The organism is Treponema sp. JC4 (assembly GCF_000260795.1).
In the GTDB taxonomy this organism is placed as follows: Bacteria; Spirochaetota; Spirochaetia; order Treponematales; family Treponemataceae; genus Treponema_D.
The window spans coordinates 17,294-31,269 of sequence record NZ_AJGU01000005.1 but is presented as its reverse complement, the minus strand read 5'-3'; the positions used below and the strand labels follow the sequence as shown (position 1 = coordinate 31,269).

General features: G+C 42.2%; 10 protein-coding genes and 1 tRNA gene. 1 reads left to right on the top strand and 10 read right to left on the bottom strand.

Going from position 1 to position 13,976, the window contains the following annotated elements; all coding sequences use genetic code 11:
• The 5 genes from MSI_RS04150 to ispE form a co-directional block, all read right to left on the bottom strand.
• A complete protein-coding gene (locus tag MSI_RS04150) occupies window positions 1-1,092 on the bottom strand; it encodes a peptidyl-prolyl cis-trans isomerase (RefSeq protein WP_009104024.1) in 1,092 nt (363 codons plus the stop codon).
• An 89-nt stretch (window positions 1,093-1,181) separates the two neighbouring features.
• Window positions 1,182-3,005, bottom strand: a complete 1,824-nt coding sequence (locus MSI_RS04145) for an alanine--tRNA ligase (protein WP_009104023.1) — start codon at window positions 3,003-3,005, stop codon at window positions 1,182-1,184.
• 630 nt (window positions 3,006-3,635) lie between these two features.
• Window positions 3,636-3,708, bottom strand: a tRNA-Gln gene (locus MSI_RS04140).
• Window positions 3,709-3,733: 25 nt separating this feature from the next.
• On the bottom strand, window positions 3,734-4,012 hold the full coding sequence (gene spoVG, locus MSI_RS04135; protein WP_009104022.1) for a septation regulator SpoVG: 279 nt from the start codon (window positions 4,010-4,012) through the stop codon (window positions 3,734-3,736).
• A gap of 27 nt (window positions 4,013-4,039) precedes the next feature.
• Window positions 4,040-4,909, bottom strand: a complete 870-nt coding sequence (ispE, locus tag MSI_RS04130; RefSeq protein ID WP_009104021.1) for a 4-(cytidine 5'-diphospho)-2-C-methyl-D-erythritol kinase — start codon at window positions 4,907-4,909, stop codon at window positions 4,040-4,042.
• Between the two features lie 100 nt (window positions 4,910-5,009).
• On the opposite strand from ispE, the gene MSI_RS04125 reads away from it, so the two are divergent.
• Window positions 5,010-5,348, top strand: coding sequence for an Hpt domain-containing protein (locus MSI_RS04125; protein ID WP_009104020.1), 339 nt, complete (start codon window positions 5,010-5,012; stop codon window positions 5,346-5,348).
• 79 nt (window positions 5,349-5,427) lie between these two features.
• On the opposite strand, the gene rpsD is transcribed toward MSI_RS04125, so the two are convergent.
• From rpsD to MSI_RS04100, 5 genes are all read right to left on the bottom strand, one after another.
• Window positions 5,428-6,021, bottom strand: a complete 594-nt coding sequence (rpsD, locus tag MSI_RS04120; protein WP_009104019.1) for a 30S ribosomal protein S4 — start codon at window positions 6,019-6,021, stop codon at window positions 5,428-5,430.
• Window positions 6,022-6,368: 347 nt separating this feature from the next.
• Window positions 6,369-7,634: a hemolysin family protein gene (locus MSI_RS04115; protein WP_009104018.1), complete on the bottom strand. Its 1,266-nt coding sequence runs from the start codon at window positions 7,632-7,634 to the stop codon at window positions 6,369-6,371.
• The gene (locus tag MSI_RS04110; protein ID WP_009104016.1) at window positions 7,627-8,907 is read right to left on the bottom strand and encodes a hemolysin family protein; all 1,281 of its coding nucleotides are present in this window, start codon (window positions 8,905-8,907) and stop codon (window positions 7,627-7,629) included. Before MSI_RS04110 ends, MSI_RS04115 begins: the two co-directional genes overlap by 8 nt.
• 3 nt (window positions 8,908-8,910) lie before the next feature.
• Window positions 8,911-9,939, bottom strand: a complete 1,029-nt coding sequence (locus MSI_RS04105; protein ID WP_009104014.1) for a hypothetical protein — start codon at window positions 9,937-9,939, stop codon at window positions 8,911-8,913.
• Window positions 9,940-9,947: 8 nt separating this feature from the next.
• Window positions 9,948-13,922 (bottom strand): phosphoribosylformylglycinamidine synthase, encoded by a 3,975-nt coding sequence (locus MSI_RS04100; RefSeq protein WP_009104013.1) that lies wholly within the window; start codon window positions 13,920-13,922, stop codon window positions 9,948-9,950.
• Window positions 13,923-13,976: the final 54 nt, after the last annotated feature.

Sequence of the window (13,976 nt, the reverse complement as noted above, 5' to 3'; positions counted from 1 at the left end):
CTAGTTCTCCCAAGAAAGAAGCTTATCAAGTGCAGCATCTTTCTTTTTCATATCTACATTTTCAGGGGTATTTAAAGAATTTGCAAGCTGCTGTGCAGCCATCTGAACATACTGCATCTGCTTCTGCTGTCCAAGGTTACCGCGGATATAATCGTAAACAGTGATTGTTGTATCAGGCTGAACTACATCACCAATTGCAAGCATTTTTGCATCATATTTTTTACCGATTTTGAAAAAGCGGAAATCCTGTGCTGTTTCTTTAATATCTGTAATAAAGCCTTCTTTCTGGCCAAAAAGATCACGCAAGTCTGCAAAAGCATATCCAAGGCGGGCAGCAATTGCTTCTGTCTTCTGCAGGAGCAAGTCACCAGCCTGGAAACCAGAATTTTCTTCCTTAGATTTTGCTACAAGCTGATCATTTGTAATCTTTCCGTCTTTAAGCTGATTTCTCAAATCATTAGCCTTCTGGCGGGCAGCATCAATATTATCACCCTTCTGAACGATAACAAGGAAAGACTTCATCATATCATTCCATACAAAAGAAGCCTTATTGCTGTCATAGAAAGCACGGATTTCTTCATCTGTTGGTGCTACAGCCTGAATTTCAGCCTGCTTTGCCTTTACAACATACTGCTGGATCATAAGCTGATTTTTAAGAGTTGCCTTATAATCAACCTTATTCATTCCAACCTGTTTCTGCAAAAGCTCATCAAGGCTCATACCCTGTGTCTGTTTTACAATATCATCAAGTTCTTTTTCAGAAACATTTACACCAAGCTGCTGGCTCATTCCCTGAACAAAATACTGATCTACAGCAGAATCTGGAATTGAAATACCGTCCTGAACAGCTGCCTGAAGCATCAGTTTTTCTTCAATAATAGTGTTCAAAACCTGCTTGCGCTCATCTACAGTAAGCTTACGGCCAAGCTGCTTTTCGTAAGGAAGAACTCGAGATTTTACCTGTTTAACAGTAACTGTCTCGCTCTTATTTTTATTAAGTTTTACAATTGCCAGAGGCTGCAAATCTGACTGAGCAAAAGCAGCACCAAAGGCAGAAAGCATCATAAAACAAACTAGGGCTAATTTTTTCATTTATATTTCCTTTTTATAGTTTTCTTTTTTAAATAACAAATAAGAGAACATTTAGTTACAAGCCGACAAACGAAAATCGGCCTGCAAAACTACTTGTCCAATGGAAGTCCACCAGAAATTACAGCGCGGATACGGCGAACACCAGCCGAAGAAGACTGTTCCTTCTGAATCTTGAAGTCACCAATCTGAGCAGTGTGCTGAACGTGAGGTCCACCACAAACTTCCTTACTGAACCAGTCAGACTTAACGTCGCGGCCAATTGTGTAAACCTTAACGTCTTCGCCATACTTGTTAGTAAAGAGAGCGCGGGCACCTTCAGCCTTAGCCTTATCCAAAGGCATAACTTCCATAGTAACAGGCAAGTCTTCCTTAATCTTTTCGTTTACGATGTCTTCAACCTTCTGAATTTCTTCCTTAGTCATAGGACGTTCAAAAGTAAAGTCAAAGCGCATACGTTCGTTGTTGATATTTGAGCCTTTCTGAGCAACCTGGTCACCAAGAACGTTTACCAGAGCCTGCTGCAAAAGGTGTGTTGCAGTGTGATATTTTGTTGTAACTTCAGACTGTTCAGCAAGACCACCCTTAGCGGCACCTGCATCAACAGTTTTAGAAGCTTCCTGATGCTTGCGTTCAGCTTCTTTAAAGCCTTCAACGTCAACAGTAAATCCGTTTTCTGCACCAAGCTCCTGAGTAAGCTCAAGAGGATATCCATATGTTTCGTAAAGATTGTAAGCAACCTTACCGCTGATAATCTTCTTAGGATTCTTCATCAGGTTTGGAAGAAGCTTCTGGAATTCTGCTTCACCCTTCTTAAGAGTAAGACGGAATTTAGCTTCCTCAGCAGTAAGTTCGCGGTAAACCTTTTCCTTATTCTGTTCAAGTTCAGGATAAGCTTCCTTAAAGTTACCGATTACAGTTGCAGCAACTTCAGCCATAAAGTCTTTTTCAATACCAAGCTTCATTCCATGGCGAACTGCGCGGCGGATAAGACGGCGAAGAACGTAACCAGCACCAACGCGGTCTGGAGTAACTCCTCTCTGGTCACCAAGGATGAATACAGAAGAACGAGTGTGATCAGCAATAATACGAACTGACTTATCTTTTTCTTCATCAGTGCCGTATGTATAGCCGGAAAGCATTTCAATAGTATGAATAATTGGCTGGAAAACTTCTGTCAAATAAACCGAAGTCTTTCCCTGCAGGATACAGTTAGTACGTTCAAGTCCCATACCTGTATCAACGTTTTTCTTCTCAAGCGGAAGCAAAGTCTTTTCATCAACGCGGTTGTACTGCATGAAAACGTTGTTCCAGATTTCCATCCAGTTTGCGCTGTCAGTTCCCTTGTTAGAACCAACAGGAGGCAGGCCTTCGCCAACCCAGTAGAAAATTTCTGTATCAGGACCACAAGGACCTGTAGGACCAGCTGCCCACCAGTTGTCGCTTGCAGGAAGATAAGCAATTTTATCTTCTGGCATGCCGTTTTCTTTCCAGTAACCAGCAGCTTCTTCATCACGAGGAGCGTTTTCATCACCTGCAAAAACAGTTACAGAAATCTTTTTCGGATCAAGTCCCAGCCATTTTGGGCTAGTCAAAAATTCGTAAGAAAATGCGATTGATTCCTTCTTGAAATAATCGCCCAAAGACCAGTTACCAAGCATTTCAAAACAGGTAAGATGAGCAGGGTCACCTACTTCTTCAATATCGCCGGTACGGATACATTTCTGGTAGTCAGTAAGACGGGTTCCCGCTGGGTGCTTTTCACCAAGAAGATAAGGAACAAGCGGATGCATTCCCGCCATTGTAAACAAAACTGAAGGATCGTTTTCAGGAATCAAAGACTGTCCTGAAATTTCAACATGATTTTTACTTTTAAAAAACTCAATATATTTTGAGCGTAACTCGTTAGCGTTCATAAGGGGTAATTATATTGAATTCTTCTATAAATGTTAATTACCCTGCCTTTTCCAGATGCTTTTCAGGAGGCGAGTCGCCCTTACAAGTCGCAACTCCGGGTTCGCTAACGCTCAGCCTCCTCGGTCGCAAGCTCCCTGCGGTGGCCAAGCCCTGCGTTTCTCCCGCCGTGGGGAGGTTCGAAGTGGGGAGAGAGAACTACCTGAGGGGAAGGGCGCTACGCGGTTACAATTGTAAACGACATAAAACCATGTCATTATCGGGCTTGACCCGATAATCTATTGAGACGCTACGCGATTAAAATTGAAGGAGACAGTAACAGCCGCTTAAGGGGAACTTACATTGTAAAAGGCATTCTGGCGGTTTTACAGTTTCAGGTGCCCCGGGAGCTGGGAGAGGAAACTACAGGTTTTAGTACGGATTCGCCGCGACGGTCGCGCACCTCCTGTGCGCTTCCTCTGCGGCGTCTCCGCTCGCTTCCGGCGGCTTCCTTGCCGCCTCTTCGCCTAGACGGCGCGCTCGCTTCGCTTCGAATCCTGTCGGCCCAGCGTCCTACACGTCTTAAGAACCGTTTAAAAAGCAAAAAACCACCGTAACTTTATTACGATGGTTTTCAAAATTTTAAGACTACGCTGGGCCGACAGGATTCGAACCTGTGGAATGAAGGCACCAAAAGCCTTTGTCTTACCGCTTGACGACGGCCCAATCTCTGATTTAGAGTCCTTGTATTTTACTCCGAATCGCCGCCAGTTTCAACATGTCCGGCATTGAATTCGGCAAGAATTTTGTCCTGCAATTCGTTTCGGAATTCCGGGCTGATAGGATGAGCTACGTCTTTGTATTCACCGTTTGCTGTCTTTCGGCTTGGCATGGCAATAAACAAACCTGTTTTTCCTTCAATAATTTTGACGTTATGCACTACAAAACAATCGTCAAAAGTTACCGTGACGTACGCACGTAATTTTCCTTCATCCTCAACTTTTCTGATCCGTAATTCGGTAATCTGCATTCTGACCTCCGCACAAATTAACCAACACTAAATAGTAGACACAAGTTTACAACACCATGTTTCAGCAAGCGAATTATATGCAAAATCAGCTTGTTGTTTTGAAGTAAACACACCAAATACAGTCGCCCCTGAACCTGACATTTCAGCATAGCAACAGTTAGTTTTTTCCAAAGCACCTATTGCATTCCGGATTTTTTCATACTTATCCGAAATAACAGGTGTAAACGTATTAATAAAAGTCCAATCCTGAACTGATTTATTATAAATAAACTCATATTCAGAAAAGTCAGGACTCTTTATTTTCCTACCTTTTTCAAACGCATCATCAACCAGAGAATAAGCTTCTTTTGTTGAAGAATGAACGCCCGGAAAAATCATTACCAGCCACAAATCTTTACGAGGCTGAATTTGTTTGACCACCTCACCGCGCCCAGAAACAAGCGCACATCCGCTTCCTTTATCATCACAATGCATAAAAAAGAAAACATCACTTCCGGTTTTATCCGCAATGTAATCTTTCTTTTCATCCGAAAGACGGAAGTCCCCTAGTAATTCCATTCCCCTGATAAACGCAGCCGCATCAGACGAACCACCTCCCAATCCACCACCGGACGGGATTCCTTTCTTAATAAAAACCTCTACGCCAAAAAGCTCAGACTCTAAAACTTGGCCAAGTGCTTTATAGGCGGCGGTTATTGTATTAACCTCGGGTAGCTTCATTGAATCACAGGTGACAAAGCATCCTTTTTTTTCAGAACGCTTTATTACAAGTTCATCAGACAAATCTACCGTCTGAAAAATACTTTCAATACAATGAAAACCATCATTCCTTTTAGGAAGCACAGCAAGTCCGAAATTAACCTTAGCAAAGGCTTTGACAGATATTTCCTGCATCATTTTTAAAATTATAACCCATATTATTCAGATGTCAAAAAAAATGATTGAAGCCCCGCAAATATGATGTAAAATTATGCTTAACAAGGACGGAGGTGTAAAAATGCTTACTATAAAAGCACTGGAAGAATTAGGAGTTAACACAAAAGAAGGACTTGAACGCTGCCTGGGAAAGGAAGACTTTTATTTTAAGATGATTGGAATGGGCATAAACAACGAGCATTTTGAAGGATTAAAAAAGGCTCTGGAAAGGAGTGACCTTACAGCTGCCTTTGAAGATGCACATGCCCTTAAGGGAACAATAGGAAACCTTGCGCTTACTCCAGTTTATACTCCGCTTGCAGAACTGACAGAACTTCTTCGTGCTAAACAAAAAGAAGGCTGCAAAGAACTTACAGATAAGGTTTTTACAGAACTGGAAAAGATTAAGGCTCTTTTATAAGACTTTTGACTAGCGGTGTTAAAAGAAAAAAAGGCTGTCCGTGCGGGCAGCCTCTTTCGATTTGTTTGAAAATTGCGAATTACTTAGAGTAGTATTCAACAACCATCTGATCATTAATCTGAACAGGGATGTCTTTACGCTCTGGCAAACTGATCAATTTTCCGCTGAAGTTCTGTTCATCACGTTCCAGGTATGGAAGTGGAGCTTTGTTGTCAGCAAGAAAAGTATCTTTGAACTGTGAGCTTTTGCGAGCTTTTTCTTTCAAAGAAATTGTCTGACCAACTTTTACTTCAAAAGACGGAATATTTACACAATTTCCATCAACAAGAATGTGGCCGTGACTTACCATCTGGTGTGCCATACGGATAGAATTAGCGAAGCCCATGCGGTAAACAAGATTATCAAGTCTTGTTTCGAGCAAAATAAGAAGCTGTTCGCCTGTTTTTCCTGACTTTCTTGAAGCTTTGTCGTAGTATTTTACGAGCTGTCTTTCAAGAATTCCGTAATAAGCCTTTACCTTCTGCTTTTCGATTAAGTGCATTCCGTAGTCAGAAATCTTTTTCTTGCTCTTGAATGCTGGGTCGTTAGCGCGGTCCAAAGCTTTTGGATCTCCACAAACGTTAACCCCTAATCTTCTACATTCCTTAAATCGAGGTGTTCTTCTGGTAGCCATTTGTAACTCCAATATATTTGTTTAGACCTGTATAAATACAGGTAGAATAATAGTTTATAGAATTTTGAAAATGAATTCAATAAGCAGATAAAGCTATTTTTACAAATTTAAGCAAAAAAATCTGCTTCCGGTCGAGGTTCGAAGTTCAAAATCGCGCAATAATGCGCTACACGTTAATTACGGTATAGAAACTATAATAATAGCCGCTTTCACGGCTCTCCGTAATCAAAGTGTTTTTGAACCCCGAACCTCTCCCTTGTGCAGATTTTTTTTCTAACAATGTAATAGTGCATTTTACACACTACACTCCCGCCCGCATTTTTTTCTTACTACGTATTAGAGCCTTCTTAAACTATTATCTTAACAGTCACGATGCGGCGCTGCAGGATATCTTCCGTAATAAATACTGTCTTACCGAACTTGGTTACGTCGCCTACTGAGGGGAGGTGGCCTATGCGTTCCAGGACCCAGCCGCCCAAGGTGTTCATATCATCACTTTCAAGGTTCAGATTCAGGTATTCGTTTACTTCATCAAGTTTAATGTCACCGGGAACCAGGAAGGTGTTATAGGAAATCATCTTGATTTTATCTTCAGCCGGAATGTTATCATAAGTATTTTCATCCGTCATGCGGCCGAATACAGTGCGGATAATATCTTCCATTGTAACAATACCGCTTGTAGCGCCCTGTTCGTTCAATACAACAGCAAACTTATGCTGATTAGTACGGAAATTCTGTAAGACTTCAAGAACACTCAAAGTTCCCGGAATGAAAACTACATCCTTTTTGATTTTCCCAGCATAGCCCGCTTCAGCCTTATCAAAGCCGGTATCTTCATTAAAAAGAATTTCCTTATAATTGATTACGCCGGTTACGTTTTCCCGGCTTTCCTTGTAAACCGTCAGCGTAGAAAAACGCGATTTTTCAAACTGGGCAATCACCTGATTGTAGCTGGCATCTTCACTTACCATGCTTACAAAATAGCGATGTTTCATAATATCGTTTACAGTAAGGTCATTAAACTCAATTATTTTATTGAGCATTTTACGTTCATCTTTTTCTATAGTACCTTCTGTTTCACCAACGTCAATCAGAGTTTTAAGCTCTTCTTCTGTTACGCCGACAGAATCCGGCTTAATGATTTTTTCTACAATTCCAACTACAAGATGGCTCATGCGTTCAAAAAGCCAGACAAGAGGGAAAAGCAGCTTCTGCAGGATAAAAAGAATTGGCGCTGAACGAAGAGTATATTTTTCCGGATTCAGGGCTGCAGCAGTTTTAGGCACAATCTGGGCAAAGGTAGTAATAAAGAAAGCCGTTACAAATGGCGCTATTCCACTTCCCTTGTTTCCTAAAAGTACAATGGCAAAAACTGTAGCAACGGCAGAGGTCAGGGAACTTAAAAAGTTTGTTCCAATAAGAACTACTGTCAAAAGTCTGTCCATATTTCCCTTTAAGCGGGCAACAGTTTTAGCATTACGGCGCTTTTTTTCCAGCATATTTCGAAGTTTTACCCTTGGCAGGGAAAGATAAGCCGTCTCGGAAGAGGTAAAAAAGCCCACGCATTTTATGAGGATTATCAGAATTACAGCGGTTATAATATGTTTAATCATCAATACCCCGCTTATGTCCCTTAAAAATGCGGACACGTTCAATTCTATGTGCCTGAATCTTTACTGCCTGAAAAATCCAGCCTTCATATGCAACGTAATCTCCTGCAGAAGGAATTCGACCTAATTTTTCGCAGATCCAGCCGCCGATTGTTTCATTTATAGTAGAATCAAGTTCAATCCCAAGAGAGGATTTCAGACTCTTTAAAAGTACAAGCCCGTTTATCGTAAAGTCAGCTTTATTTTCTACAGAATCGTAATCAAAAACCTTACCGCGAAGACTCTTATCACCCGGCAGGGCAAAAATCTCGCGGGCAATATCTTTTTCAGTAACAATTCCGTCAGTTCCAGAATATTCATCAATTACAATTGCCATAGACTGACGGTTTTCAAAAAGCATTGTCTGCACCGAAGACATTTTTTTAGTCCCGATAATAAAAAGCGGAGGCCTCATTACATCATAAAGATTAAAACTTTCAGGCTTATCCTTATAAAAAAGAAGGTCTTTCAGATAGATAATGCCAACTATATCATCAATTGATTTTCTGTAAACCGGAAAACGGGTAAAGCCCAGCCGCTGAGAAAGTTCCAGAATATCAGAATAGGAAGTCTGGTCACTTACTGCATGAATTTTTGTACGAGGAACCATGATATCCTGAGCTTCAAGGTCAGAGAATTTGAAAATCTGGTTCATAAAGCGGTTTGCATCTTCTTCTATAATACCGCTCTCTTCACTCAAATCAAAAAATGTACGGATTTCTTCTTCGGTATAGGATTTTTTCTTAGAATCAACCTTTACGCCGCCAAGCCGCAGGGCAATCCTTGCAATGAAGGTTACTACGGTAACAATCGGAGTCATAAGACCGACCACGCATTTTACAAAGCCGCTTAAAAAATAGGCAATGCGGTCAGGACAGCGGGTCGAAATTGTTTTTGGTGTAATTTCACCAAAAATCAGAAGAAGAACCGTTGCAATCAGGGTTGCAAGGCCGACCCCTTTTTCACCAAACATTCCAAGAGCAACCGTTGCAAGAATGGAAGAAACCAGAATGTTTACAATGTCGTTAGAAACTAAAAGGGAATTTATAAGACGTTCGCGGTGCTCCAGAAGCTTTGCAATCCGAAGCGCCCGCTTATTTTTTTTCTTTTTGAGAATTCTCAGGCGCAGCTTGTTCATTCCAAGAATTGAACTTTCCGAAATGGAAAATAGCATGGAAAGAACAATCAGCGCCAGGAGTATGATAATCAGTTTTCTGGAGGAGGCAGGATCATTCATGCGCTAGTTTTTACCGCCTGACTGAGCAGCGTCCGCACCGGCTCCTGCAGCATTCATTTTTGCCTGATAGTCTTTAAAGTAATCAAGATTTTCTTTTACTTTTGGAGCAATGGCAGAATTTGGAGCGGCTGCGAGAGATTTTTCAAGGTAAGTAATAATCATAGGAACGCTTTCCTGACCGCTTGATTTTACCATTACAAGAGCAGCCATGTAGTAAGCCTGCTGTTTTTCTTCAGCACTAAGGAATTTTTCCTTTGCAGCTTTTACATAGGCATTTACAGCACCAGGCGCATCATTGTCGTAGAAACAAACCATTGCATCATACTCTGTGCGGGTAATAAGGTATTTGCTCATCAAACCAGATTTGTTCTTTTTATCAAGATTGATTGCCTCGTTTACAAGATCAATCAGGAAAAAGCGGTATTCCGGCTGAGTTGCTTCAAAAATTTCATCAATTGCAGAAACCTTTTCAAGAGGCTTTCCTGTTTTTGTTTTTGCAATCATCTGGCGAAGGGCATTAAGCTTTACTTCATCAGCCTTGAGAGCTGCCATAAAAGCATCAGCCTTTTCATCCCCCTTCAAAACAAGATGACTTACGTAATAACCGTCTGCAGTAAAGAGATAAACAGCCGGTGTAAACTCAGGATTAATCAGAGCCGCAAAACGTGAGTTTTTCTGCATTACGTCAGCCGCATTTTTAGCTGCCTGCTGATTTTCAGAACTGTCAACTTCGCGAACTACAGTTTTTTCAAAAGCTCCCTGACTAAAATCCATGCCTACAAGCACGTAATCGCCAAGCTGCTTCTGAACTTCTTCCGAGCGGACAGTTTCCATAAAAGAAGCGCTGAGCTCATCTTCACCCTGCTGAGTAATAAAAATCAGAACGCCTTTATCTGATTTTTTTGCCGCAGCAAGACCAGAGTCCATATCTTCATAAAAGCCGTCATTCCCTGAAGCAAAAGCGGGAGCTGCGGCAAAAAGTAGAGCAGAGGTAAAAAGACCTGCTGCCAGTTTTTTCAAAAGTTTATTCATATTCATTCCTAGTTCTTAAAATATGCAACGCCGGCTGCAAAAATATTTTCGCAGGTTGATTCGTCGGCATTTGTAAGTGGATTTCCAACCACGTTTTTGAAGAGGTCTAAGCTTGCGCCGCCTGCTTCCATACCGATTCCGCGCTCGTTGTGTCCCATCTTACCAAGAACGTGACCATCTGGAGAACAGATACCTTCAATTGCGAATGCAGATCCATTAGGGTTATCTGGTTCCGTAATTGCAGGAAGTCCTTTTTCATCAACGTACTGGCTGAATACCTGTCCGTTTTTAAAGAGTTTTTCTGCAGTTGCTTTATCACAAACAAAGCGGCCTTCACCGTGGCTGATTGCAATAAGGTGATTACGTCCGTCTACAACGCTTGGATGCATAGCCCAAGGAGTTGCAGCACTTACGATGCGGGTGCGGACAATGCGGGAAATATGACGGCCGATTCTGTTGTAAGTAAGAGTTGGCATGTCAGGAGTCATGTCGCAGATTTCGCCAGTAACGGCAAGACCTGTTTTTACAAGTGCCTGGAAACCGTTACAGATACCAAGAACAAGACCAGCGCGTTTTTTAAGAAGGTTCATTACTTCTTCGCTGATTTTTCCAGCCTTCAAAACGTTTGCAATGAACTTTGCAGAACCATCAGGTTCGTCACCGGCAGAGAAACCACCAGAAAGGGCGAGAATCTGAGTATCTTTAAGCTCGCGGGCAAGCTCATCAAGCGATTCATTAAGCATTTCCGGATTCTTATTGCGGAGAACAAGAATTTTTGTATTTGCACCTGCAAGGTTGAAGGCGCGGGCCATATCAATTTCACAGTTTGTTCCAGGGAATACAGGAAGCAATACTTTTGGATGAGATTTTGCTTCTACAAAAGCAGGAGCCTTGCGGATATTGCTCAAAGATTTGTGAACTGATTTTGCCCATTCAGGAAGTTCTGGCTGAACTTCTGCACCGCTTACACGTGGGAATACTTCTTTTAATGTGTTTTCCCAGGAAGCAAGACAGTCGGAAAGTGCAATTTCTACAGAAGGATTTGTAATTCCTCCAAGTTCTGCATTCTTTACAGTAATTTTTGCATCAGCACTTGTCTTTCCAAGCTTTGTAAGGGTACCTGCGGCAAAGCCTGCATTTTCAAGAGCTTCGCTTGTTTCTACTACGATATTTCCGTAAGTTGGCACGAAAAGTGATTTTACGCCGTTAGCAGCATCAAGTTCAGCACCAATCATATTACCCATTGCCATTTTTGTTACTGCTTCTGCAATACCACCAGCAGCAACCGGGTACATAGCGCTGATTTTTCCAGCTTTGTTCAATTCGTAAAGAAGGTCGCTGTTTTTAAGGAAGGTTTCATAATCTGGATCAAGTGCGCTTGAATAAGGAACACTTACAAGATAGATAGAGTTTCCGGCCTTTTTGAAGGCACCGCTTACAACATTCTTTGCTTCGTCGTGAGTTACGGCAAAGCTTACCAGTGTATGAGGAACATTGATATCTTCAAATGTACCAGACATTGAGTCTTTACCACCAATTGAAGCACAACCAGATTCAATCTGAGCATTTACAGAACCAAGAAGGGCTGCAGCTGGATAGCCCCAGCGCTTTTCGTTTACTGCGCGGCCAAAGAATTCCTGGAAGCTGAGGCGTGATGTTCTAGCCTTACCACCAATACAAGTGATTTTTGCAAGTGAGCTCAAAACAGCAGTTTTTGCTCCGTGCCATGGAGACCAGTTTCCGACACGAGGGTCAAAGCCGTAAGTCATAAGGCTGGCAGTTGAAGTTTCGCGCGGTGTCATTACAGGAATCTTTGCAGACATACCGGCTTCCGGTGTGTTCTGATATTTTCCTCCATAAGGGAAGAGAACAGTGCTTGCACCAATAGAACCGTCAAAGCGTTCACCAAGTCCGCGCTGAGAACAGCAGGCAAGGTCACTGATATTTTTAAGCCAGGCTTCTGTAAGATGATTTTTTACACAGCCTTCGCACTTTACGCCCTTGTTCAATTCTTCTGAAACTGAATCAAGAGGATTCAAAAGTGGTGATTTTTCTGGTTCTGCAGGGCTTTCAATCAAAGCAGTTGCTTCGTGGTGAGCACCGGCAGCATCAAGGAATTCGCGGCCAATATTCACAATTGTATTACCGCGCCACTTCATTACAAGGCGGTTTGTATCTGTAACTGTAGCAACAACTACAGCGTTAAGGTTTTCTTTTTTAGCTTCGTTGATAAAGCGGTCAACATCAGATTTGCGTACAACTACAGCCATACGTTCCTGGCTTTCAGAAATTGCAAGCTCAGTTCCGTTCAAACCTTCATACTTCTTAGGTACTGCATCAAGGTTGATGTCCAAACCAGGTGCAAGTTCACCAACGGCAACTGAAACACCACCGGCACCAAAGTCGTTACAGCGGCGAATCATCAGGCTTACTTCTTTATTGCGGAAGAGACGCTGAATCTTACGCTCTTCAACAGCGTTACCCTTCTGAACTTCGGCAGCAGCAGTTGTAACAGATTTTACAGTGTGAACTTTAGAAGAACCTGTTGCACCACCAATACCGTCGCGGCCTGTACCACCACCAAGAAGAATGATGATATCACCGGCTTCAGGGCGTTCGCGGATAACTGTATCTACAGGAGCGGCAGCAATTACAGCACCAAGCTCCATGCGTTTTGCAACATAACCTGGATGATAGATTTCTGCTACCTGTCCAGTTGTAAGACCAATCTGGTTTCCGTAGCTGGAGAAGCCCTGAGCTGCTTCGCGGCAGATTTTTACCTGTGGCAATTTTCCTTTAAGAGTTGCAGCCAGAGGAACTGTAGGGTCAGAAGCACCAGTAATACGCATTGACTGGTAAACCCATGAACGGCCGGAAAGAGGGTCACGGATAGCACCACCAAGACAAGTTGCAGCGCCACCAAATGGTTCAATTTCTGTAGGATGGTTATGAGTTTCGTTTTTGAACATCATAAGCCAGCGTTCTGTAGCGCGCGGGTCATCACTTGCCAGAGGCTTACCATTTTCATCAGTTGTGTAATGAACATCAATATAAACTGAGCAGGCATTGTTTTCTTCTGAAACTTCCATATCTTCAAGCTTTCCCTGCTTTTTGAGATACTTCATTCCGATTACAGCCATATCCATCAAACAAACTGGCTTATCTGTGCGGCCTGCATAAAGCTCAGAACGCATGTCGTTATAGCTATCAAGAGATTTTTTAAAGAGGTCTGAATAAGGACCGTCTTCAATCTTGATGTCTTTAAGTTCTGTCAAGAAAGTGGTGTGACGGCAGTGGTCAGACCAGTATGTATCGAGTACGCGGATTTCAGTTTCTGTAGGATCGCGTTTTTCACCAATAAAATAATCCTGAAGGAATTTGATATCGGCATGGTCCATGGCAAGACCCATTTTTACACGGTAATCTTCAAGAGCCTTGTCGTCAAATTTAATAAAGCCCTCAACGACCGGAATATCAGCAGGATCTTCAAGCTGCATTTTCAGGGTTTCGGGCTTTGTTTCGTCAGTAAGTCGTGAATCAACCGGGTTCACAAGATAATTCTGGATTTTTTCAACATCAGATGCAGAAAGTTTGCCTTTCAAAAGAACAATTTTTGCACAGCGAACTACAGGAGGTTCAGAATTAGTCTTTACGCCTGTAAGACCTGCTCGCAGCAAAGAAATACACTGCTCAGCGCTGTCGGCACGCTGGTCGTACTGGCCAGGAAGATATTCCCAGACAATTTCAGTTTCATCCGCAGCTACATCAAGTGTTTCTGTAAAGCACAAATCACTCTGAGGCTCGCTGAAAATGCGTGTTGCGGCAATTTTTGCAACTTCGTCACTAACATTTTCAACATCATAGCGGTTGAAATAACGAACTCCAGTAACACTGGAAATTCCCAAAAAACTGTTGATTTCTGACAAATAGCGGCGGGCTTCGTTTTCAAAACCAGCTCTTCTTTCTACATATAAACGATACATGGAAGCATTATAGTAAAAAACACATATATGGGCAAACCTAAATGAAAGAAAAAA